Below are 22,904 nucleotides of genomic sequence, written 5' to 3' on the forward strand. Positions count from 1 at the left end.
TATGAACGAAGCTGGTTCATTATGCTAATGCTATCCAGTCCATTCTTTCTAATTGGACTTACGTTAGCTTGACGAGTTTCTGTATAAACATATGTGATTATCTTCACATTCAAAACATAAGACGCTGAGAAGATTTTCATGATAACTGTATACTTAGATGCGAAAGAAGAGAACTTATGTATAAAAATGCTGATTAAACAGCATTCCTTTAAAATAAAGAATCAATAGCATTTCTTACTTCTACAGTTACCATTGGATTTTTGACTTCGGTCGTCTTTTCTTCAAAAGTAGTTAACCGTTGAGATGTAAGAAACTGCAACACTTTTTCAATGTCCATATTTTTGGTATCAGAAAAGTCATCCCTATCTTTGCGAATAAGACTACGAATGTACTCGCTTAAATTTTGCTTTTCTTTTTTTTGTTCAATAAACTCCCATAAATCACTATCAGACGGTAAAAAGCTGATAGTGATTTTTTTATAAGGTTTCATGGGTATTTCACCTTTAAAATCTCAAGAAAACTTTTCACGTTAGAGAACTGAGGATTTACGATAATGATGGCTTGGGGGAATAGTTCCTTAATTTCCTTTTGCAACAGTAATGAACCGCCACCGACAAAATACACTGCATCCTGATTAAAGGTGTAATTATGCTGTTTGGCATAATTAATAATATTATCCAAATGCTGAGCTTTAACATGAGAAATTACTCCTGCACTCTCTTCAATCAATTTCCCCATATAACTCATATATCCTCTCTGAATAATTTGCTCTAAGTCATTTGCTGATATATTGCGGTTGTATCGTTGAACTAATTCCTGTTCCAGCTTTGCCTTCAATACATTTATTCCGAAATGACTCAACGTCATGCTATTAAAATCGGGATGCACACCGTCAAAGGTACAATAAGTTGTGTTTAATCCTCCAATATCAATTACTGCAGATGTTTTTTTCGCATATTCATCAAAATTAGTGTACGTTAGCCCCATTCCCTCGAAGCATATCGTTAGATTAATTAAATTAAAGTTGTAGATTTTACCATTTAAACGGAATAATATTGGTTTGCCATTATTCTCAACAAAATTTTTGAAGGAATCCTTTGCTTGTTTGGATTTGTAAACACTAATTGGCACATTAATAGCAATATGAAGGTCGATATTGTGGAAATATAGTTTTTCCTTTGCCATCAATTCACAGATTGCAGTATAGATTGCGAGTTTGTGCACCAATGTCTCCTTACTTAAATCAAAATTACTTTGAGACTCTGAAACCATATTTCCTAATAGATATTGTTTGTTATCAAAATCTATCTTGTAGGAATTTGGTTGAATATCAATGCCTACATCATTTACCTCCTGGCTTTTTGTTCTGAACATTATGGAAGAGGTCTTTCCTCTGTATTCCATCAATCCTTTCGTTGCATATTTCCCTGAATCAATAGCGATATATAAATGTTCTCTCAATCTAATTCTCCTCTCTATTTTTTAATGCCTCCTATTATAGTCAAGTGCATTCCGATATATTATGAAAAAATAAGAAATATAGGTCTTATAGTGTTCAAGTCTTCTTAATTTTTCATAATTAACTCGAACCAGGTACGACCAAAAAGCAATAGGACAGATTCTTACTACGAGATAAACTCTATCTATCAGAAATGTATAGAGGAGGAACATAATTGAAAATTGCTGAAAAAGAGAATTACTTTGAAGAACTAAAATTACAAATACTTGATAAAAATAGATGGGATAAGTATAGATATAAGGTTTTCACCTATGAAGCTGGAAGCGGGAAAAGCAGAACAACTCAAGAGCTGTTAGCACAAGTAAGTGAACGGGCTTTATACGTGCAGAAGTTTGCAAAAGATGACCTGCTTGAAGAGACTACGAATAGAATTAATCTATTAGCAGGAGAAGAGGTCGCTGTCAGTTTTGCTGGTGAGGATACGAAAATAAAAAAGGCAAGAAAAAGAGCTATTGAAGCTCGAATATTATGTATAACACATAAAATGTACATTAATATTTGCAAAGGTCACCATTCCGACTTAATGGTTGATAGAGAAATATTGATTATTGACGAATATCCAGACCTGCTTGAGCCTATTAGTTTGATAAGCAATGACATTGGGATGTTGTTTACTGAGCTGTATAAGTACAATCGGATAGAGACAGATGAATTGGCAATTGAACTAAGGAAAATTTACCACCATTCACTTCACAAATCTGTACAAGAACAAATGTTATTCGTTGATTTTAATGACAATAAATACGATAAGTATAAAAAAGTAGTGAATCAACTGATAAAAGAAACAAGAGCACTAAGAAAAACAAAGCATACAGAACTCCTTTTTAAAATTAAGCAAATTCTTAAGAACGGATGTTATTTCTCAGAGCAGGCTTTTCACACATTCAATTCGGACATTCATTTTGCGTTATTGAAGTGCAATATCATCTTAGATGCCAATAAAGAAGATTATCGGTACTCCTTTTCAAACATCTTTGACAAAGTAAAAACTCCACAACAATTTAGTTTTGCTCATGCGAATTTTTATCATTACGACATTAATACCAGCAAGAAAGCGTTAAAAAGCTATTTGAACCTTACAGAAAGAGCATTAGAATATATTGGATTGGAAAAAAGTAAGGGGATTTTGTTGATAACGGATAAAGAAGGAGAAGAAAAGGTTCAGAAGGGAATTGAGACATATTATAGCGATTCCTTAGATTCAATACAGCAGAAATTGGGATGCCCTATTAAAATTGACCATTTTGGAAATCTGATTGGAAGAAATGATTTTAGGGATTTCGATACCGTTGCTATATTAAAATCACCATATTTTGATTATAGAACCTATGCATTAACAAGTCTCTTTTACAAGTATCATGCTGGGTTACCGATTGAAAGCATATCATTGTTCCAAGACGAAGTTGTAGAAAAAATTAGATTGTCCACAGTAGCAGGGGAAATTTATCAAGCTGTCAGAAGGGTTGCGAGAGACAATCCTGGTGAAGCGAAAGTCCATGTGTTTAACGACAATCAGGAAGTGGTCAATTTAGTATTAAATCAATTGACGGACATTCAACTTGAAAAAAGGCAATTAGAAGTTAATAAAATGAGTGAGGAGAAGGTAAAAGAAGAAAGTGGAAAGAGACAAAATAAGTTTACTGAAAAAGTAGAAGAGGTTAAAGAAATCTTACTAAAATATCAGAGAGAGGGAGTTAAAGAAGTGCGTAAGAAAGACATTCGACTTGAAATTGGGATATGCGATAGTGCTAATTTTTCCAAAGTTATGGCCGAACTGCAGTTGTTTCTGAAAACAAATAAAATCGAAAATCAGGGGACCCAGGTTCTACGACTTAACCCTAAAAAGGATGTCAGTTAATGGCATTCTTTTTTAAATGGGGCAATAAATAGTTATCACCGTTCGTTAAAAATAATGACTCGAAAAATTTACATGTGAAAGGACATCGATGTAGCTTACTTATGCGGTACTCCAGCATATCAAAAATCATAAACACCTCAACTTTTAGCAACAGCAAAATGGATTGAAAAGTAAACCTTTACCCGTTAATTTCAGAAGGCACTTATCCATTTTCTGTTTAGTTTGCTATGCAGGGATTCGTTAGCACATCGGTGGTGATTAAACTAATCAATATCCAGAGTAGTTAAAGAGGTCTTTGTTATCTTCAGTGGTATTTTTTTAAGGAGCAATTTTATTTGTTCGGTGGGGTTTGTGGAAAAAGCGTCAGCTTTTATGTAAAAGTAGGTATTTCGGATGAGGTTTTTGACTTTTAGGGGTAAGTGTTTCATGGAGGAGTTTTTGACGTTTTCAGGTGATTGGTTTTGAGTACTTTAGCGAATTCCGATGAGTAAACAGGAAAAGTTGTATCTATTAAATTCCCCTTTATACATATAAAAGATAAATACAACTTTTTAGAAATATTTAGACAAATTTCAATTGAAGTTTTTGATTCTGACGAACGAGTATGACAACTTTCGATTAATCAAGGGTCAGACATGGTAGAACGCTAATGCCATAGAGGACTTATTGTAAATTATTTATAATTGACTTATAACCAGCAATACAACACCAAGAAAGTATTAATCATTAAAATGCTTGGATGAACTTAAACAGAACGACTTTAAGAAAGGAAGGATGTTAGTATGAAAAATAGTGTAGATAGTTTTTTTGTGAAAGACCCTCGAAAATTGAAATTGTATAGCATGTGTATGGAATTGAATAAATTAATGTATAAAGATGTAAGACAATTTCCTCGAATAGAGGAAAATAATATGAAGATACAGATTATTAAAAGTGTCACTTCGATTGGTGCTAATCTGACTGAAGGGAACGGTCAAATCTATCCAGCAAAAGAATTAACTTTCCTTAACAATAGTCTTGGAAGTGCCCAAGAAAGTCGTTATTGGTATGATTTAGCAAGGGTGAACTCTTACGTAACGGAAGCACAGTTTGGGATAGCCGATAATCTTTTACAAGAAGTTATTCTAATACTGATAGCTATGATGAAAAGATTGAAAAATCAGAGTGTCGCTTAGTTTTAGCTTACTTGTAAGAGGATAATAAGGAGTAAAACTTCCTCTTGAGTTTAATTTCCACTTGAGATAAGATGATGACAAATAAAAAACTTAAATAAAAATTACTATTAATTCTCATTGAAGAATTGAAGTTTTTCACAGTTAAATTAAATTGCAAGTGGTCTTTCCAAAAAAAAACATTTTGGATTGACTACTTGCTATTTTTTTATGTCTGAAGAATATAGTCAAAAACCAATTAACTCAATAATGAGGATTTACAAAACTTCATTGACGAACAAAAACATTGATAGAGATGATTTTCACTTGAGTTTTTGATAACTCTATATTTTTTCAAGTTTTACGTAAGACATTATGAATAATACTTGACGACAAGTTGGCCAGGGGGATAGAGATGGAAGTTTACGGATACGTCAGAATTAGTACGAAGTCTCAGATAGAAGGGTACGGTATTCAAACACAAGAAGCGGCCATTAAAGAATATTGCCTAAAAAACAATTGTAATTTGATAGAGGTTTTTAAAGACGAAGGGATATCTGGTTCAGATTTCAATAGAGATGGATTGACTGAATTGTTGAGTATTCTTAAAGGCGGTCAAAAAATACTTGTACTCAATACTTCAAGACTTTGGAGAAGTGAGGCAGTAAAAGTTCTTGTGCAACGAGAGCTAATGAAGAAGAACTCAGATGTGCTTAGTGTCGAACAACCGACCTATTCCATTTATAGCAAAGACCCTAATGATTTTCTTATAAACGGATTGATGGAGTTATTGGACCAGTTCGAGAGGATGTCCATTACCTTAAAACTCAGTGCAGGCAGAAGAACAAAAGCGAAACTGGGTAGCAAGGCTTGTGGAAATGCTCCTATAGGTTACAGATGGAACGAACATGCGGAAATTGTGATAGATGAGAAGCAAGCAAAAGTCGTATCCCTTATTTTCAAGAAATATTTAGAGTTTGGGAGTTTGGAAAAACTTAAACGCTATCTGAAGACAGAACAAATAAAAACTAATAGGGGAAATGATTTTAGTAAGCAGGCATTAGCTGAAATTCTTAAAAATGATTTTTACAAGGGTGTTCTCCGACACAGTGATTTGGTTATTACGGGTAGTCATCTGCCAATCGTAAACAAAATTGTCTTTGGAAAAGTGCAAGCATTGCTAAAAAGGAATAGAAGAGGGCGTGTCGAGCATGAGCAGAGAGTGGAATGAAGAGAAATTGCAAAGATATATGAAAGAAGGGCGAGGGCAAGGAGAATATGAAGAATACAAAGGATTTATTCAAATTCACGACTTCGGAAGTCTCGGTAGGAGTGCTCGAATAAAGAGTTGGAAGACGAACCGAATTTTCCATTTGCTTTCTGATATTGAGACAAGGTTTTTTTATCTGACTGAATTCGATGACTCTATTCTTCAGGTGAAGGAGCACTTTCCTCTATACGATTTTGAGGATGTTGTTGGAGAACAAGAAGATATTGATACAAAAAAATTTAAAGACAAGCAATCGGGTTTTCCCTACATCTTAACAGCTACCTTCCTGCTAACAGTAAGCGGGAAGGATGGTCGTACATTTGAAGTGGCAAGGAGTGTGAAAGCATCACACGAGCTTGAAAAGAAAGCAACAATTGAAAGGTTCGAGTTAATCAGAAGATATTTTGATAAAAAGGGAATTGATTGGGGTTTGGTCACTCAAAAGGAAATACCTCTTATAAAGGCAAAAAACATTGAATGGATTCATCCTGCAAGGTTTCTTATTGAAACAACGAATTTTACTGAAAGTGATGTACTGTATCTTAACAAGTTTCTAATGGAATCATTCAGCGGAAATAATCGTGCGATTCGGGATATTACAAGTACGTTTGATAATCAGTTAAATCTTGAATTTGGTTCAGGACTATTAATATTTAAGCACTTGTTAGCTACGAAACAAATCAAAATGGATATGCATAAAAAAATTGATTTAAACGAATCAGCAAAAATTTTAGAAATAGTCGGGATAGAGAGAGGTGAGTTGAAAAATGCTATTAACCGTTAACACGCTGATTGGATACCGACACGACCCTGATAAATTTACAATTAAGAGAATTCTTTGGATTGACAGTGGCTATTCAAAATTGGTTTTGATAGATATATTTGCAAACATAAGCACTCCAAATTATGTAGAAGTTGAAGAAATTGAATCTGGACTTCAATCCAATCAGATGTTCCTTGTAAATGAGGACCATTATCAAACATACAGAACTGACGATGAAATAAGCCACAAAGAACGGATTGTACAGAACAGAGGATGGGAAGTAATTCAAGCAATTGCGGATAAAGACAATGAACCCAGCATATTTAATGCGGAGAAACGTTCAGAATTGATAAAAAAAGCAAGTAGCCAATTTAATATTAGTAGTAAAACGGTATACAAATATTTAAGACGTTATTGGCAGAGAGGCAAAAATAAAAATGCTCTCTTACCTGATTATCAAAACATTGGCAGAGTATATGATAATCAAACTTCAGGAAAAAAGAGAGGAAGACCAAAGCGATATAAAAATATTATTGGTGAAGGTGTAAATGTAAATGAAGATACAAAACGTATTTTTCGCATCGCAATTAACAAGTTCTATTATTCAGATGTTAAAAACTCATTGAAAACCGCTTATGAGTTAATGAGGAAGGAATTTTATGTAGATGACAAGACGACCTTATTGAAAGCATCTGAAGAAGTGCCGACATTCGGTCAATTCAAATATTTCTTTTATAAAGAGAGGAATCGAAAAAAAGAAATTTACTCAAGAGAAGGTTCAAAACAATATTTGCAGAATCATCGCCAACTGTTAGGAAATGCAACAAACGAAGTCATAGGACCAGGATTTTACGAGATAGATGCAACGATTGGCGATGTCTACTTAGTTTCAAGGTACAACAGGAACTGGATTATTGGTCGCCCTGTTATCTATATGTGCATAGATAAATTTTCACGAATGATAGTAGGGCTATACGTGGGATTAGAGGGACCGTCTTGGAACGGTGCTATGAATGCTCTGGCAAATGCTATGACAAACAAAGTTGAATACTGCAGGCAGTACGATATTGAAATCAGTGAGGAGCAATGGCCAGTCAATCATTTATGCGACACTATCATGGCAGATAGAGGTGAGTTGGAAGGCAAACTTTCAGAATCTCTCATAAGCTCATTACATATAAAGGTTCTCAATTCGAGTCCGTATAGAGCAGATGCGAAAGGGATTGTAGAGAGGAACTTTCGAGTGATTAATGATAAAATCATCAAACCTTTGCTACCAGGAGCGGTAACCCCCAATTCGGTAAGGGGCGATAAAAATTATCGGCTCGATGGAGTTTTGGATATATTTCAGTTCACTCAAATAATGATTAAATCATGTCTCCATCATAACCGCAGTTGGGTAAACGAGTATAAGCGTGAAGAGACTATGATTGAAGATGACATTGAACCTATTCCTATAAAACTTTGGAATTGGGGGATAAAAAACAGAGCTGGGCTTTTACGGTCTGTTTCTGAAGATATTGTTAAATTAAATCTTATGCCTAAAAAAAGTGCGGTTATTTCTGAGAAAGGTATCAGATTAAACGGACTACTATATACTTCAGAAACTGCGATTAAAGAAAGATTATTTGAAAAAGCAAGAATGAGTGGAAGTTGGAAAGTAGACGTTTCTTATGACCCTCGAAATATCAATCTAATTTATATTAGAAAAGACAATGGGAAAAGTTTTGAAAAGTGTTATTTGCTCGATGGTCAAGATGCTCATAAAAATAAATCTGTAGAAGAACTGGTGTACTTGCAGGAGTATGAAAAGTTACAAAAACAGATTAAAGAAGATGAGCAGTTGCAATCAAAAATGGACTTAGTTTCGGAGATAGAAGATATAGTTCAACAAGCAGAAAAGCTAACGAAAGAATATCAAGATGGTAAGGAAAGTAAGAATGGAAAATTAAAAGGTATTCGTAAGAATAGACAGATAGAGAAGTTATTGAACAGAGAAAATGAAGCATTTGAGCTGGGTAAAGTTATTACGAAGGAAAAAGGACAAGTTATTTCTATCGAAAGTGTTAATCGTCAAACTTCAGAGGAAGAAGTGGATGAATATAAGAGTGAATTGGCTTTGTTGAAGAAAAAGCAAAAGGAGAATTCGTATGGTAAATCAGAATAAAGTATGGATTCCAAACGGTACTGAAGCAGTATTTGCTGAGTACAGTGACCAGGATGTCGAAGAGTATAAAGGGAATCCATTTATTGAGGCCCTTCCCCCGATTTTCTCAAAAGAACAAGCAATTGATAAATTAGCTCACTATCCAACATTCGATAAAGCTGAGCGTAACTTAGACAGCCATATAAGACTGCATCTCGTTCAGCGTCTGTTTCAATATTATCAGCCCACCTTTCACACACTTGATTTGGAATCCAGGGTTTCCAGAATGATTCGTATGGGCTATGTTCATAGAAATCCGATGAGACCTGAATTCATTAACGCTTTAAAAGAAAATTATCAATATATTAAAAACGGAATCATTGATATGTCGGAAAGTATGAGTAATAAAAACACATCCTCTACAATGACGATATTAGGTCCTTCGGGTTTAGGAAAGTCGAGAATGATGAATGTTATCCTCTCAACTATGCCCCAAGTTGTTGTTCATTCTCGATATAAAGATAGCGACTTTAATATGTATCAATTAACGTGGCTCAAAATAGATTGCTCGTTTGACGGAAATATTAAAGGTATTTGTATTGATGCATTTAGAAGCATAGACAGCAAATTGGGAACAAACTATTACAAAAAATTTGCTTCTGCACGACAGCCGATTGCATCTATGCAACCCGCCTTAGCTCAGATGTTACAGGTTCATGGTGTTGGTCTTCTTGTAATAGACGAAGTGCAATCGTTGAGTGTAGCAAAATCAGGAGGTGCTGAAAAAGTGATGAATTTTTTTCATTACTTGGCGAACGTGGGCATTCCCATCCTGCTAATTGGAACACCAAAAGCACTTCCTTATCTGAGGGGAGACTTCCGACAAGCAAGACGTGGCAGTAGTCAAGGCGACCTTATAATGAAAAGAATGGAAAAGGACATAAATTGGGATTTAATTATTGAAGGTATGTGGGATTATCAGTGGGTGCGGAAACCTACCCCTCTTACTGAAGAGTTGAATGAATCACTGTACCTGCAATCAGGTGGTATAACAGACATTGCTATTAAACTCTTTTTTATGACACAGGTCAGGGCTATTTCAAGTGGGAAAGAAGAATTAACACCTGCGTTGATTAAAAAAGTTGCAAAAGAGAATTTGCAACTAATACAACCAATGATTAAAGCAATAAACAGTGGAGATATTAAAGCTATTTCACGTTATGAAGACATCACACCTATTGATATGGAAGGTTTTATAAGTCAGGAATCCAATTCTGTGGCTATGACCCAAAAGATTAAAGAGCTTCAGCAAGCAAAGAAGAAACAGGATAAAGGTTGGAAGGAGAATATCCGAGAACAAGCCATTCTAAATTTAATTGAGCTGGATGTTGAGCCGAAAAAAGCAAAGAGGTTTGTTGAATCGGTAATGGAACTACGCGGAGAGGACCTGGATGTAAAAGGAGTTGTAAAAGAAGCATTCAAGCTATCAATCAAAGATGACGATAACCCTCTGCCAGATAAAAAGGCTAAGAAAATAGAGTTGCAAAACAAACATGATTTAAGGGTAATTGTAGCAGAAGGAAAAACAGCGGGCTTATCAGTATATGAAGTATTGAAGGAAAAAGGAATCATAAAGGGAATTGAAGATGACTTCTTTAGCGTAGGTTGAAGCAATGGTTGCATTCTTTCCTACCCCATATCCTGATGGTGAATTGCTCTATTCAGTTTTGGCTCGGTATCATGTAAGAAGCGGAAATGTTAGTCCTAAAGCAACCATTGAAGAGTTGTTTGGTTCTCGTTCAGTCACAGCAGTTGTTGACTTACCAGCCAATATAGATTCTTTAATCGATAATCTGCCCATTGGAAGTGCTCATACTGCAGAAAAGCTAATCTACGAGAATACCTTATATCCTTTTTATAGTGCATTTCTTTCTCCAGAACGAGCTGGAATCGTCATGAACTCAATGAAGGGGAATAATGGAGGAAGTATTCATAATCGTATGGGAATAATGGCAAGTTCGATTACGAATAATAAACAGTTGCGTTGGTGTGCTGAATGTGTGAAGGAATCAGAGACAGCATTTGGAGAATTATATTGGAAAAAGAGTCACCAAGTTCCTGGGATTGTTATTTGCCCAAAGCACAGGACACCTTTGAATGATAGTAAAGTACCGTTCAATCATTTTAATAAACACGAATTTATTCCAGCTTCTTTAGATAATTTCGTGACTAATTCTGAGTACAATTACAAGGTGTTTTCTTCATTTGAAAGGCTTGTATCAGCTGGATTTGAACATAAGTATTACCAGCTTGTAGAAAATGTAGAAAAATTGTTGAAGAATCAATATCCGAAGCAAGTGCCTGGCTGGTACTTATCAAGATATTTAAACCGTTTAAAACAGCTGGGCTTAGCAAATGTAAGTGGTAGAGTGAATCAACAGGAACTTAAGAGAGCATTCATAACTTATTTTGGAGAATCGCTTTTAGAATTAGTGCAATCACCTGTAACAGATAGTGATAGTTCTTGGCTCAGTATGATGGTGAGGAAGCCACGTAAAACTTTTCATCCTATTAGACATCTGTTAATGATTCAGTTTTTAGGAATTAGGTTGGAAGAGCTTTGGGGTGAAGAGAATGAGTATCTTCCTTTTGGAAAAGCTCCTTTCCCATGTTTGAATGCAGGGGCAGAGCATTACTTGAAACCAGTCATAACTACAATTTCCATCCGTTACGACAGCAAGGTAAAACGACCAGTTGGAACATTCAGGTGTTCTTGTGGATTCATTTACGTAAGAAAAGGTCCAGATAATAGCGAAAAAGACAAGTTTAGGATTGGCAGAGTGAAGCAGTTTGGAGATGTGTGGGAAGCTAAATTGGAACAACTTCTTCAATTGGATTTGAGTCGGAGGGAGATTGCAAGAAGACTAAGGGTAGATGTAAACACGGTTATAAAATATGGTCAGAAAGCAAGTGAAGAAAAAATTAAATGTGTAAACGTTGAAGGTCAAAACTTCAATGAGAGTTTTCGCAATGATTGGCTGGCATTGCAAAAGGCATACCCCAACAGTAGCAAAACAGAACTGAGAAATATGAACAATCTTCTTTATACCTGGCTATATCGTAACGACAGAGAGTGGCTCAACTCGAACTCACCTAAGCGGAAACGGTTATCTATTATTAATAAACGAGTCGATTGGAGTAAAAGAGACGAGGAGATACTGGAAGCTGTTAAAGGTGTTGTTGATTTAATTATGCGGTCTGCTGAAAGACCCCAACGAATTACTATTGGGCGGGTGGGAAAGAAGGTTGGCAAATCAGCTTTACTTGAAAAGCATTTGAAAAAGCTCCCTTTGACGTATGCATACTTAAGTTCCAAAGTTGAAACGGTACAGGACTTTCAAAAAAGAAGAATAAAATGGGCAATTGAAACGAGTGATGAGCCAGACTTATCCTGGTGGAAAGTCGCTAAAAGAGCAGGAATAAGAGACGAGGACTGGAAAGAGTCAGAGAAGTATTATATGTGGATTATAGAAAAATGAAGAGAAATTCATTTAAAAAACAGAAAATGACGATTAGAAGAGCATCTCTTAATTTGGGATGTCTTTTTTTATGTTAAAACGATTTGAAATTATGCGGTGATAAAGAGACAATGTAAATAGTTAGAAAATTTTCCAAAGTAAGTATGAAGCTCTAACTTAAATAATGATTAGAGGGTATTCATAGACAGGAGGAGAAAAAATGTATATTTCTCAACTAAGAATCGAAAATTTCAGATGTTTCAAAGAAGATTTTGTAGTTAAATTCAACCCTGGTATGAATGTAATAATAGGTGCGAACAACTCAGGTAAAACAACAATAATAAGAGCATTGGAAATGATATTTAGTCGTAATAACAATAAAAAGCTATCCATTGATGATTTCAACAAATCGCTAAGTGACTTTAGTGAACCTCCTGAGATAATAATAGAGGCTAAAATTCGTGTCGAGCAAAATGATTCTGACGAAGATAAAGCACTTATTGCGAGCTGGCTTACTGATATCGGTCAAGACTTTTGGGAAGCTACACTTACATATAAATTCTTTTTGCCAGAAGGAAATAAAGAGAATTACCAAAACGAAATCGCTGGGGCTCAAGATATAAAAAAAATGTGGAGAATATTAGAGAGGCATTTACCACGTTACGTATCTAAAATGTATGGTGGAAATCCAATAAACAAATTGAAAGCAGACACAGAATTTTTAGAGAAGATTCACTGTGAAGTTTTAGATGCACTTCGAGATGTAGAAAGTAAAATGGCTACAGGAAGAAGTGCGTTATTGAAACAAGTCTTATTACACTTTAAAGATGTTGTATCTGAGGTTACTGTAGAAAACAACCAAGAAGCTGAATTAAAATCTCCTGAAGAAAAATTTGAGGAATATGCAAATAATATAGTAGATAATTTAGTGAGTAGAATAGATGTGACTGATATAGTGAATTTAGCTAATGATACAGGTGCTTCTGTGGGAGGAGAACCAAAACTAAATGGTTTCTTATCGGAATCAGATATTTTATCTGTACTTAGCTTAGTAATAAGAAAAGCTTCAGGGATAGAAGTTTCGATTTCAAACAATGGATTAGGTTACAACAATTTAATATATATTTCTCTTATACTCGCAAAATTTAAAGTTATCACTTCTGTTGAACAAGGTGAGAATGCAAAGACTTTTCCAATGTTGTTAGTAGAAGAGCCCGAAGCACATTTGCATCCTTCACTTCAATATAATTTCTTGAAATTTTTAAAAGAAGAAATTGAAAAACAACAAAATAGCAGACAGATTTTCATTACTACTCACTCCACACAAATCACTTCTGCTGTTGGTTTAGACCCAATTATTTGCGTTGAAGAAGATGCATCGGGAATTATTAAAGCCAAGTTGCCATCAAAGGTTTTTGGAAATACAGCAGAAGATATAAAGTCCAAGAAATATATTGAACGATTTTTAGATGCCACTAAATCAGCAATGTTATTTTCAAAGTCGGTGATTCTCGTTGAAGGTATGGCAGAGCTGTTATTATTTCCTGCATTTGCAAAAATGTTGAATGAAGATTTAGAACGACAACATGTATCGGTTGTTAAAGTGGACTCGGTGTCATTTAAACATTTTGTGAAATTATTTGGCTCAGGGACGTCTTGTGAAAATGCATTAGAAAAAAGAGTTTCTTGTGTGACTGATAAGGACCCACTAAAAAAGGCGAAAGCAAAAAATCAGAGATGGAAAAAATGTTGGCCATTTGAACTTAATACAAATAATGAACTCTTTGAGTATGAGCCATTGTCATTTGCTTTAAAAAACTTAATAACAGCTGTTGAGAGTTCCTCTAATGTAAAGATTTTTCATAACATAGAAAACTGGGGTAAAACTTTAGAATTTGATATTGGTTGGAGAAATTATGACCAGGACTTTTTCAGAAAGGACATTGAACTTGATGAGGATATAATGTCGCTAATTGAGCAATCTGAAGAATCGGAACGGAATTTAGTAGCTACAAAATATCTAACTTATGCAGATGGACAAAAAGGTGAAGTAGCCTTCGATTTATTGGACTACTTGAATGCTAATGAAGAGGCCACGCTTAGATTACCCTCCTATATTGAAGATTCTATTTCATGGGCTTGTTATAAGGAGGTTCAATGATTATGAACAGCAATATTTCATGTTTAATTGACTCAGATTATCTCTTGGAAGATTTAGAAAAGTCATTTAAAGTTATTGCGGGTCCAGGAGCTGGAAAAACATATTGGTTAGTGAAAAATATCAAACATATATTGAAAAACTCCAAAAAATTACATAGGAATTCCAAAATTGCATGTATAACATATACGAATGTTGGAGTTGAAGAAATCAATAAAGAACTGTCCTCTGGTTTTGAAAATGTAGAAGTTTCTACTATTCACTCCTTTTTGTATAAAAACGTGCTAAGACCTTATGTGTATATGTTAAATCAAGTGGATGAAGAAATTGAAATAAATATAGATAGGTTAAGAGGTCAAGAAAACAATATACCAACTAAATCCTTGGTAGATGGATGGAGAAATGAAGACAAGATAAATTATTTAAGTTGGTCTAATGAAACCAACAGCGAAATGAGAAAAGTATTAGGTGGATTAAAATGGTCTTTTGATGATGAGGAAATTAAATTAACTTCATCAGAGTATATATCTGGTCCGACAATTAGGCAAACTGATTACCTTAAGTTTAAACAGTATTGTTGGAAAAGAGGAATTATCTATCATGATGACATTATTTATTTATCGTTTCAGTTGTTGCGAAGGTTCTCTTATATAGCGAAAGCCATATCTTCGAGGTATACATATTTGCTATTAGATGAATTCCAAGATACAAATATTATTCAGTCCAAAATTGTTAAAATTCTTTCTGAAGCAGGGAGTATTGTAGGAGTGGTTGGAGACCCTGCTCAATCTATATATAAATTCCAAGGAGCAACAAGGCAAGCATTTATTGACTTTCATATCGACAACCAGGTTGATTATATAATCCACCAAAATCGAAGAAGTGGAAAAAATATAGTCCAGTTTTTAAATGTTTTAAGAATGGATAACCTGACTCAAACTGCACTAAGTCAAGAAACAGCTGATTATGTATTCATACACCAATATCAAGAAAACGTAGATAATATAAAGCACTTATTTGAGAGAAAACGTTTGGAATTAAACCTTCAAGACGATTTTTCAATTTTAGCTTATCAGCATGCTCATATTAGCTTACTGAAATCTTCAAATAATGAAGAAGAAAATGTATGGGAAAGTATCCATTTACTTGATGGTGATAGACACGTATTGCTTTATAAAATCTTTAAAGCCTATCGTCTGTTTTCAGAAAAGATGTTGGACTTAGCCTTCAATGAATTACTGTCTGCGTTACGTCTAAAAGGAAATTCTGACTTGGTAGCACCTTTTAAGTCAAACATAAAAGAGCATCAGCGAAGAAGTTTGGCCTTAGACATTATTTTATTTACTGTTCAGTGGATAGAAGGATGTTCTAAAAATAGAACATTAAAAGATTTTTATAATGAATTAAGTCAGTATCTACTAAATGACCATGAGGTAAAGTTACCTAAAATAACACGTGGCACTTTCAATGCATTTGCAACAGAGTGCACCGTTCAATCCTTAGTGGAACAAATAAAAGTAAATGAGGTCAAGGTCGACCATCATCGTACTATCCATGGGGTTAAAGGAGCGGAATTTGAATCTGTTTTAGTATACTTAGATAATGCTAATCAATTAATAAAACCTGATATAAACAACTCTGCGGATTCAACGAGGATTTTTTATGTTGGTTGTAGCAGGCCGAAGAGGATGTTATTTATTGCTATACCAGAAATGGATGAAAAATCTCATGAACTTCTACTTGAGAAGTATGGTACATGCTTAACAGTTTTATAACGTTAGAGTTAATGGTTTATACCGTAAAGTGTTTTTTTAAGGCTGTTTTCTAAAAGATTGTTGTTTTTAGATAGGAAATTTGGATAGTTGCTATAATATGTTAAAATATAGAAAATGGGGGGATGGGAATGAGTCAGGATAAAGAAACGCCAGAAGAAAGAAGAGAGAGAATGAGACAAAAGGAATTAAAAAATCCTTCAAGCAGTATTCACGGAAGCAACCTTTCTGATTTAGTGGGAAGTTTGGGCTGGAAGGGTACAGGAATACTTATCCTTGTAATCATAATAGGTTTTATTATCGCATCAATATTCTTGAAGTAAGACCTCGTTTTGAGGTCTTTTGTTATGCAGTTCTTAATAATTCCACGGTTGTATAATTTGACTTTTGACACGCTGAAATAAGCATTTGCTCTACACGCTTATCAAATGCTAAATTCTTGCCTATTTCAAGCCAACGGAACCAATAGAGGTAGTTGTCCAAATAATGAGTTCCCACTCCTTGAAAACGTTCCAACCAACCTTTTAAGCGATTGTGAAAGTTATTAACGTGTTGTATATGATAAATACCCTTCTTCACACGCTGTTTTTGGCTTTCATTTACCGTTTCGTGTGTGAGTCCTTTGAGTTTGGCAAACTTCTTGTAGTTAGTGGCTGTATCAGTGCATAGCAAAGCAGATGGGTGAATATAATCACCTATCACTGTGTCAATTTCTTCTGCTTTAACACGCCCTGTTCCTGCTTTTCGAGCAATCATATTGCCGTTTCTATCTTGGGCTACTACAACAGCAATTTTAAGGTTAGAAATACCCCTTTTCTTATCTTTCTCTCCACGTTTTTTTGCTTTTCTATGAGGGATTTCTTTCCGACCTTTTAATGACTCACGAAAGAAGGTTTCGTCGCTTTCGACGATACCTTGCATTTGATTGAAACCAAGACTTCCTAATGCGTTCAAGATTTTATGTCTCCAATAAAATGCGGTAGAGATGTGTATTTTAAGACGTTCAGCGATTTTTGGTAATGTGTAGCCTTCAACCATTAGTTCAATGTACTTCACCCATTTTTCAGGGTATCGTGAGCCTGAAAATGGAGTATTGGTCATATCGTTGAATGTTTTATTGCAATCTTTACATAGATAGCGTTGGCGAGTACGATATTTTCCATTACGTTTTACAGATGTACTTCCACAATGAACACAAGCCAGCCCCGAAGAAAATCGTGCTTCACGAATGGTTTTGAGTAACTTGGTAATCTTGTCTGGTTCTTCTGGAAATAAGTCTTGTTTCATTGCGTCAAATAGTGCCATTTGCTCTGATTTTGATAATTCGCTGAACTCTTCATATACATCTTTCCACATTCTTGAACACCTCCTAAAACTGCATTATAGCAACCTTTTTACAGTATGGTCAAGAAAGCAACAATCTATACGAAAACAGCCTTTTTTAAAAAGAAAATAATGTATCAAGTAATGAGGAGAATCTTAATGGATGAGAATGTTTTTAGCAAAAGATTAGGAGATATATATGACTACTCTCCCTTGAAATATATGAGCGGAGAGGCCGTAATTTCATCTGAAACACAAGCCCAAGACGTTCATTGGGAGTTATGCTTAGATGTTAGCGGAGAAACTCACTTGCAGATTTCTTATTGTGGTATTCCTTTAAGGATGAAGAACTTTTCCTTAACGGGTGAAACTGAAGACAAACAATGGTTTGTTGAGTCAGAAAAAGTTTATATAGTTACTACAAATCATAACTCGGAAGGATTAAGAAACACTATCTATTGTAAAACTCCAGAAATAAACTTTTCAAAGAAACAAAGTGATTTAGAGATTCAAAAAGCAGAAGTTTTTATCACGAATTTTGATTTCTTAGGTTCAGAATATACAATAGTAGATAATCATCACTGCTTAAATAAAATTCCTGTATCATTACCAAACGTAGATTTACAATTAATTCTTAGTGAAAATCATAAAGCTGTAAAAGAATTACTACAGATAAGGCGTATCTCAAAAGCTATCCTATCTAAAATGATTGTAAGTTCAAATCAGCAAATAACGATGGAGGAATTGAACAAGGAAATTAACCAAATAACGCTGTTTTTAAGTTCCATAACTTTAAATACCAATTACGAGCAAATGATAAATTATTTCAATGATGAAGAGTTAGTCGCTATAAAAATTATTGATACAATCAAGATGGATTTTCATCCGAATGTTTTAATTGATAATCATATTATTAGAGGCGGTATAAATTACGCTTTTGATAATATATATCAAGAATTTAACATGTTGAGTGAACCATTGAGACTTAGAAGTTATGTAAACAGAATTATAGATATGCAACAACAAAGGTTTATCGATAATAAATTGGCTCATTTAATTATTGCATATGAATCATTATTGACAGATTTTTTAATTTACAAGGGAGCTACAGAAAAGGAAATTAGTGAAATAAACATTCAACAAAAATTAGGTAAATTAAATAGAGAGTTGAGATTTATTCCGAAAGACTTGTTGGGTGAAAATTTGAGAGAATTGAGAAATCCACTATTCCATACTGGTACGATACCTTTATTAGACATCACTGATTCAATTGACATTTATTCAGAATACAACAATTTGTTAATGAAAATTTTCTTAAGAATTTTATCATATGATGGGGAATTTTTATCCCGAATTGATTATCAGTCCACTACTGTTTAAAGTGAGCCTTTCCTTACCCCTTATGCCTACATCCTTTATCTATGTACCAGCAAAATCGAGTTCTTCCTTAGCAAAATAAACTGTATTGTTGGTCAAATAAACCGTTCCCTAACACGAGCGAAAATCGGAATCACCATCCGATTTTCCTCGTGTTTTTTGTTGGATAAAAAGAGCGAGCAAAAAACTGGAGAGAAAGAACGTGGGGGAAAAATGAGAAGAAAAGCGGGTGAGAATGCCTGATAAACCTTCGGTTTGATAGGCAGGAGGAAGAAGAGAGAAAGAAAAAAGAGACGGGTAAAAGAGCGAGAAAAAGCATGAGATAATGCGTGAAAAAGAAGAGGAAATCCTGGATTTCAGGGAACAACTTATTTACCTGAAAAACCTGGAATCCGACAAAAAATAGGACAAAAAAAGGCCGAATTAAGGAACAACTAATTCGCCTACAATATTTGGAAATTCAGTCAGGGCAAGGGTTTGAAAAGGAGGTCAGGGAACGACTTTATTTTACGGGTACAATAGTTTGTCTAAGGAGGCTCCTTTCAGGATGCCTCCTTTTTGCATAGGTGTGGAACGTAGAGAAAATTAATCGATTAAGGGCAGCTGTTGCACGGCGCTACAGTTTTAATTAAAAAGTTTGATGCAGGAAAGCAAATGGACTGCTGCTGCAAAGCTTTAATCAAACGTTTGATTAAGGGTAATAAATGGACTGCTGCAAGATATGTATGGCTTTAATCAAACGTTTGAACAATGGGCTATAGAGGCAAACGGCATCGCTTAAAAAAGAGGCAAGAATGAAATGTCCAAGTTATTATTAAAAAATCAACAAATATTTTGTCATATATATACGACAAAAGTAAATTATATGTTACAATTTTTAAAAGCAGTAAAAGCCAGGCTGGCAATAAAAGGAGGCATGTGTTTGAAAGAAATTCTGGTTAAAAATGCGGTGAAAGTCACAAGGGTGGAGAGAGGAAACCTGACGCAGGGCGACCTGGCAAAGCTTGTCGGGGTGACCCGGCAGACGATGAATTTGATTGAAGCGCAGAAGTATAATCCAACCATTAAAGTCTGCCTGCTGATTGCTGCCGCCCTTGATACATCCGTTGAGAAGCTGTTTTGGATGGAGGAATGATTATGAGAATACTGATTACTTATCTGCCCGTTCTTTCCTTTATTTTAGTTCTATATCTATTGGATGGCGGCATACTGAAATGGATTCTGCTGGGACTCGGAGTTGTCCTTGTTGCTTTGGCCAAATACATGAGGGTGCGTATGAAGGAGGAGGAAGTCGAGTTTGATGACCGGGTAAATGCCAATATTGCGAAATGGTCGCTGCGGAGCATCTATCTGCTGAATTTTATTTTAATTGTGCTGCTATGCTTGGAGGCTCTCATTCCGGCGGCAATCGGCCTGGGTAAAGAAACGATCTTAATTTATCTGCTGGCAACCCTGTTTATTCCGTTTTACATTATTCCGGTCATAGTGAAGAAATATTAAGGAGATGAATCAATGAATCAGGATTTGATGGTTTTTGGGATTATTTTTCTTGTGCTTGGCTATTTGGTAGGAGTTAAGAAAATGACGTGGCTTTTATCGGGGTTTAATGAGAAAAGGGTGAAGGATAAAAACAAACTGGCCCATTTGGTAGGGGGAACGGAAGCGGTTCTTGGCTTTGTTCTCATTATTGGCGGCATTTTGGGAGCAGGTTCACCGAAATTTTTAATCATGTTCTGTATAGCCATTATGATGGGGCTCGTATTTTATGTGAACAGCAGGATGGCAGAGTGAATAAGGAGGGAACTGCCCTCCTTATTCTTCTCCTCCGTTAAACCATAGGAGAGCTTCATCATCAGGGTCGCCATTATAGTTGATCATTATTTCTTCGTCTTTTTTAATATCTTTATAAGCGTAGAAATCAAAAGAGTGATTCTCGAAACTGATTTCGTAATCGGCATTCGGCTCATAGGAATGGTTGAACAGCATTCCATACCCAAGCAGAAGTGCAGAATGGTTTGTTCCATATTCAAATACATAGTCTGCGATCCTGGTTTTCTCAATATATTTATGTTCTTCATTTGGATACGCAAGCACCGGGGCTCTGTGGATCAGCTCTCCCTTTTTGATATCGCGGGTAGCGAACACACCTTTATTGGTTTCGTCATCGGTAATGTTTGAGATTCTAACTTCAATCAAGCTTTTCACCTTCGCCTTCATAATCTTTCAATCCTAGTCTGACAGTCTTGGCGCAAAAATGCAATCGCAGGAAGCAATTGGATGCCAGTCCCAGGCCTGTGCGGAGCTGATTTGGTCCCAGCCAGGGTGTTTGTATGGTAAAGTAATAACAACAGCAAAGGAGGAAATGCAGATGCAAATCACTGATCAGGCACGCGATATTTTAAAGCAGATGTTTGAAAAAGAAAATGCCCGCAATATCCGTATATATTTCGCAGGCTATGGCTGAGGACAGCCAAAAGTAGGACTGGCTCTGGATGAGCCGGAAGAGGATGACAATGTATCAACAATCAATGAAATCAAGGTGGCGGTCGATCCGATCATCGAACCGAATGTAGAGGACCTGGTCCTTGACCTTAGCGGGGACAAGAAAGGCCTTGTGCTGCTGGGGAATACGGGCAATTGCTGCTAGACAGTAATCAAAGTCTTATCTTGCAATAAAAAAGCATGGAAAATGGGCTGCAGCTCTTTCCATGCTTTTTTTCATGCGCAGAAACCGATGCAAACCCAGATGAATTGTACTATAATAATGAATACCAAAATCAGGATAACGGGAGGTGGATATAATGGCAGAAACATTCTGGCTGCCGGATACTGGAGCGGCTCATGCAAAGCCTGTAAGAGGAAAGGCGATACTTTGCATGGGGAGAAGATTCATATAATCGCCCTTACATTGTGATCTCATTTCTATTACTGGCTTTGCCCTTATTTAAGAATCCACTAAAATAAGGAGCTGGCCGAAATGAGCTATGTAAAAGCAGCCGCTGTTTTGCCTGAAGAGCTGATAGCGGAAATCCAGAAATATATCCAAGGTGAAATGATTTATATACCGAAGCCTGAGGCTGTCCGGCAGAAATGGGGAGAGTCCTCCGGCGGGCGGAAGCAGATAGATAGACGAAATGAGGAAATCAGGAAGGCATTCCGGAACGGAAAGCCTATAGAGGAGCTGGCAGAGGAATACTTCCTGGCCATTGAAACGATCAAAAAAATAGTCTATTCAAAACAGAAACGCAGGCAGTAGGTACACTTTAGTTCAGAGTCATTCTACTCCTATTTTTCGCTGCTGATTTTTCCTATAATTGTCTTGAGAAATCAACAGCCTGATCCGGGACAGAATAGGAGTGAATGAAATGGAACACTTTATCCGGAACGACCAGTATAATTTTATTAAAGAGCAGGCGGCTCTCCTTGTGAACGGGCATAGCTCTGTAAATGATAAAGGAGTATTGAATGCACTGAGAGCCATCACATCTGAGAAGGCTGCTGCCCTGTTCCCTGAGCTCAGTGCAGAACAGGAGGAGCTTCTTGCCTCACTGCCTGATATAAAGGACAGGGCAGAGGCAGACCGATTCCTGGAGAGCCTGCAGGCTTATGTCATCCCTTTTCCGGCAGTGGGAGAACAGGCTGCCAAAAAACTGTTTCCCAAAGCTAAGAAACTGAAGGTGCCGGAAGCCGGACTGGAAGTGCAGAAAGGCCTCTCCTACTTCTCCTGGGATGACAAAGGCACCGGAAGAAGGTATATGGCCGCATTGTATAAAAATAAGCTCGCCGGCTTGTCGGGAACCTTCAAGCCGATCAGCCAAAAAGGAATCTGTTCCATCTGCGGCAGACATGAAGAGGCGGGGCTGTTTGTTTCCCAAAAGAAGGGCGCCGTTCAGGGGACTTATGTAAGAAAAGGCAATTATATCTGCTGTGACAGTGTGAAGTGCAACCAGAACCTGACCAGCCTTGAAAAGCTGGAGCAATTTGTGGAGCTGGTGAGATAGAAAAAAAGACAGGGGCCTGATCCAGGTTCCTGTCTTTGCAATGAGGCA

At 36.0% G+C, this 22,904-nt stretch carries 20 protein-coding genes; 16 read left to right on the plus strand and 4 right to left on the minus strand.

Going from position 1 to position 22,904, the window contains the following annotated elements; all coding sequences use genetic code 11:
- Positions 1-208: 208 nt before the first annotated feature.
- Both AC4E8B_RS01155 and AC4E8B_RS01160 read right to left on the minus strand, forming a co-directional pair.
- On the minus strand, positions 209-490 hold the full coding sequence (locus AC4E8B_RS01155) for a hypothetical protein (protein WP_490216501.1): 282 nt from the start codon (positions 488-490) through the stop codon (positions 209-211).
- Positions 487-1,461: a ParM/StbA family protein gene (locus AC4E8B_RS01160; protein WP_490216502.1), complete on the minus strand. Its 975-nt coding sequence runs from the start codon at positions 1,459-1,461 to the stop codon at positions 487-489. Before AC4E8B_RS01160 ends, AC4E8B_RS01155 begins: the two co-directional genes overlap by 4 nt.
- A gap of 212 nt (positions 1,462-1,673) precedes the next feature.
- On the opposite strand from AC4E8B_RS01160, the gene AC4E8B_RS01165 reads away from it, so the two are divergent.
- The 10 genes from AC4E8B_RS01165 (at position 1,674) to AC4E8B_RS01210 (ending at position 16,478) form a co-directional block, all read left to right on the plus strand.
- On the plus strand, positions 1,674-3,377 hold the full coding sequence (locus tag AC4E8B_RS01165) for a hypothetical protein (protein WP_490216503.1): 1,704 nt from the start codon (positions 1,674-1,676) through the stop codon (positions 3,375-3,377).
- Positions 3,378-4,159: 782 nt separating this feature from the next.
- On the plus strand, positions 4,160-4,552 hold the full coding sequence (locus AC4E8B_RS01170) for a four helix bundle protein (protein ID WP_490216504.1): 393 nt from the start codon (positions 4,160-4,162) through the stop codon (positions 4,550-4,552).
- Between the two features lie 391 nt (positions 4,553-4,943).
- Complete coding sequence (locus AC4E8B_RS01175) at positions 4,944-5,759, plus strand: recombinase family protein (RefSeq protein ID WP_490216505.1); 816 nt, start codon at positions 4,944-4,946, stop codon at positions 5,757-5,759.
- Positions 5,740-6,582 (plus strand): TnsA endonuclease C-terminal domain-containing protein, encoded by an 843-nt coding sequence (locus AC4E8B_RS01180; RefSeq protein ID WP_490216506.1) that lies wholly within the window; start codon positions 5,740-5,742, stop codon positions 6,580-6,582. The genes AC4E8B_RS01175 and AC4E8B_RS01180 overlap by 20 nt, the downstream gene beginning before the upstream one ends.
- Positions 6,566-8,728, plus strand: coding sequence for a Mu transposase C-terminal domain-containing protein (locus AC4E8B_RS01185; RefSeq protein WP_490216507.1), 2,163 nt, complete (start codon positions 6,566-6,568; stop codon positions 8,726-8,728). Before AC4E8B_RS01180 ends, AC4E8B_RS01185 begins: the two co-directional genes overlap by 17 nt.
- Entirely contained in the window at positions 8,712-10,376 is a 1,665-nt protein-coding gene (locus tag AC4E8B_RS01190) for an ATP-binding protein (RefSeq protein ID WP_490216508.1), read from the plus strand. Before AC4E8B_RS01185 ends, AC4E8B_RS01190 begins: the two co-directional genes overlap by 17 nt.
- A 4-nt stretch (positions 10,377-10,380) precedes the next feature.
- On the plus strand, positions 10,381-12,246 hold the full coding sequence (locus AC4E8B_RS01195; RefSeq protein WP_490216509.1) for a TnsD family transposase: 1,866 nt from the start codon (positions 10,381-10,383) through the stop codon (positions 12,244-12,246).
- 199 nt (positions 12,247-12,445) lie between these two features.
- The gene (locus tag AC4E8B_RS01200) at positions 12,446-14,386 is read left to right on the plus strand and encodes an ATP-dependent nuclease (protein WP_490216511.1); all 1,941 of its coding nucleotides are present in this window, start codon (positions 12,446-12,448) and stop codon (positions 14,384-14,386) included.
- A 2-nt stretch (positions 14,387-14,388) separates the two neighbouring features.
- Positions 14,389-16,158 (plus strand): UvrD-helicase domain-containing protein, encoded by a 1,770-nt coding sequence (locus AC4E8B_RS01205; protein WP_490216513.1) that lies wholly within the window; start codon positions 14,389-14,391, stop codon positions 16,156-16,158.
- 128 nt (positions 16,159-16,286) lie between these two features.
- Positions 16,287-16,478 carry a DUF6366 family protein gene (locus tag AC4E8B_RS01210; RefSeq protein ID WP_490216515.1) on the plus strand — a complete coding sequence of 64 codons (192 nt, stop codon included), beginning with the start codon at positions 16,287-16,289 and terminating at the stop codon, positions 16,476-16,478.
- Positions 16,479-16,500: 22 nt separating this feature from the next.
- Here the strand turns inward: AC4E8B_RS01210 and AC4E8B_RS01215 are convergent, their stop codons facing one another.
- Positions 16,501-17,511, minus strand: coding sequence for an IS1595 family transposase (locus tag AC4E8B_RS01215; RefSeq protein WP_490216516.1), 1,011 nt, complete (start codon positions 17,509-17,511; stop codon positions 16,501-16,503).
- Positions 17,512-17,637: 126 nt separating this feature from the next.
- Between AC4E8B_RS01215 and AC4E8B_RS01220 the strand changes: the two genes are divergently transcribed.
- The 4 genes from AC4E8B_RS01220 (at position 17,638) to AC4E8B_RS01235 (ending at position 20,646) form a co-directional block, all read left to right on the plus strand.
- Positions 17,638-18,858: a hypothetical protein gene (locus AC4E8B_RS01220; protein ID WP_490216517.1), complete on the plus strand. Its 1,221-nt coding sequence runs from the start codon at positions 17,638-17,640 to the stop codon at positions 18,856-18,858.
- Positions 18,859-19,771: 913 nt separating this feature from the next.
- The gene (locus AC4E8B_RS01225; RefSeq protein WP_490219435.1) at positions 19,772-19,990 is read left to right on the plus strand and encodes a helix-turn-helix transcriptional regulator; all 219 of its coding nucleotides are present in this window, start codon (positions 19,772-19,774) and stop codon (positions 19,988-19,990) included.
- Between the two features lie 2 nt (positions 19,991-19,992).
- Positions 19,993-20,355, plus strand: a complete 363-nt coding sequence (locus AC4E8B_RS01230) for a hypothetical protein (protein ID WP_490216519.1) — start codon at positions 19,993-19,995, stop codon at positions 20,353-20,355.
- A gap of 12 nt (positions 20,356-20,367) precedes the next feature.
- Complete coding sequence (locus tag AC4E8B_RS01235) at positions 20,368-20,646, plus strand: DUF3784 domain-containing protein (RefSeq protein WP_490216520.1); 279 nt, start codon at positions 20,368-20,370, stop codon at positions 20,644-20,646.
- Positions 20,647-20,667: 21 nt separating this feature from the next.
- Here AC4E8B_RS01235 and AC4E8B_RS01240 read toward each other — a convergent pair whose 3' ends face one another.
- Entirely contained in the window at positions 20,668-21,051 is a 384-nt protein-coding gene (locus AC4E8B_RS01240; protein WP_490219437.1) for an SET domain-containing protein, read from the minus strand.
- Between the two features lie 781 nt (positions 21,052-21,832).
- Between AC4E8B_RS01240 and AC4E8B_RS01245 the strand changes: the two genes are divergently transcribed.
- Positions 21,833-22,111, plus strand: coding sequence for a CD3324 family protein (locus AC4E8B_RS01245; protein ID WP_490216521.1), 279 nt, complete (start codon positions 21,833-21,835; stop codon positions 22,109-22,111).
- A 109-nt stretch (positions 22,112-22,220) separates the two neighbouring features.
- Entirely contained in the window at positions 22,221-22,856 is a 636-nt protein-coding gene (locus AC4E8B_RS01250; RefSeq protein ID WP_490216523.1) for a FusB/FusC family EF-G-binding protein, read from the plus strand.
- Positions 22,857-22,904 lie beyond the last annotated feature (48 nt).

It is taken from the genome of Bacillus sp. SRL543 (genome assembly GCF_984799205.1).

Excerpts from the sequence above, each read along its gene's own strand:
- AC4E8B_RS01155 (WP_490216501.1), bottom strand. The coding sequence starts at position 490 with ATGAAACCTTATAAAAAAATCACTATCAGCTTTTTACCGTCTGATAGT.
- AC4E8B_RS01170 (WP_490216504.1), top strand. The coding sequence starts at position 4,160 with ATGAAAAATAGTGTAGATAGTTTTTTTGTGAAAGACCCTCGAAAATTG.
- AC4E8B_RS01175 (WP_490216505.1), top strand. The coding sequence starts at position 4,944 with ATGGAAGTTTACGGATACGTCAGAATTAGTACGAAGTCTCAGATAGAA.
- AC4E8B_RS01180 (WP_490216506.1), top strand. The coding sequence starts at position 5,740 with ATGAGCAGAGAGTGGAATGAAGAGAAATTGCAAAGATATATGAAAGAA.
- AC4E8B_RS01185 (WP_490216507.1), top strand. The coding sequence starts at position 6,566 with ATGCTATTAACCGTTAACACGCTGATTGGATACCGACACGACCCTGAT.
- AC4E8B_RS01190 (WP_490216508.1), top strand. The coding sequence starts at position 8,712 with ATGGTAAATCAGAATAAAGTATGGATTCCAAACGGTACTGAAGCAGTA.
- AC4E8B_RS01195 (WP_490216509.1), top strand. The coding sequence starts at position 10,381 with ATGGTTGCATTCTTTCCTACCCCATATCCTGATGGTGAATTGCTCTAT.
- AC4E8B_RS01200 (WP_490216511.1), top strand. The coding sequence starts at position 12,446 with ATGTATATTTCTCAACTAAGAATCGAAAATTTCAGATGTTTCAAAGAA.
- AC4E8B_RS01205 (WP_490216513.1), top strand. The coding sequence starts at position 14,389 with ATGAACAGCAATATTTCATGTTTAATTGACTCAGATTATCTCTTGGAA.
- AC4E8B_RS01210 (WP_490216515.1), top strand. The coding sequence starts at position 16,287 with ATGAGTCAGGATAAAGAAACGCCAGAAGAAAGAAGAGAGAGAATGAGA.
- AC4E8B_RS01215 (WP_490216516.1), bottom strand. The coding sequence starts at position 17,511 with ATGTGGAAAGATGTATATGAAGAGTTCAGCGAATTATCAAAATCAGAG.
- AC4E8B_RS01220 (WP_490216517.1), top strand. The coding sequence starts at position 17,638 with ATGGATGAGAATGTTTTTAGCAAAAGATTAGGAGATATATATGACTAC.
- AC4E8B_RS01225 (WP_490219435.1), top strand. The coding sequence starts at position 19,772 with ATGTGTTTGAAAGAAATTCTGGTTAAAAATGCGGTGAAAGTCACAAGG.
- AC4E8B_RS01230 (WP_490216519.1), top strand. The coding sequence starts at position 19,993 with ATGAGAATACTGATTACTTATCTGCCCGTTCTTTCCTTTATTTTAGTT.
- AC4E8B_RS01235 (WP_490216520.1), top strand. The coding sequence starts at position 20,368 with ATGAATCAGGATTTGATGGTTTTTGGGATTATTTTTCTTGTGCTTGGC.
- AC4E8B_RS01245 (WP_490216521.1), top strand. The coding sequence starts at position 21,833 with ATGAGCTATGTAAAAGCAGCCGCTGTTTTGCCTGAAGAGCTGATAGCG.
- AC4E8B_RS01250 (WP_490216523.1), top strand. The coding sequence starts at position 22,221 with ATGGAACACTTTATCCGGAACGACCAGTATAATTTTATTAAAGAGCAG.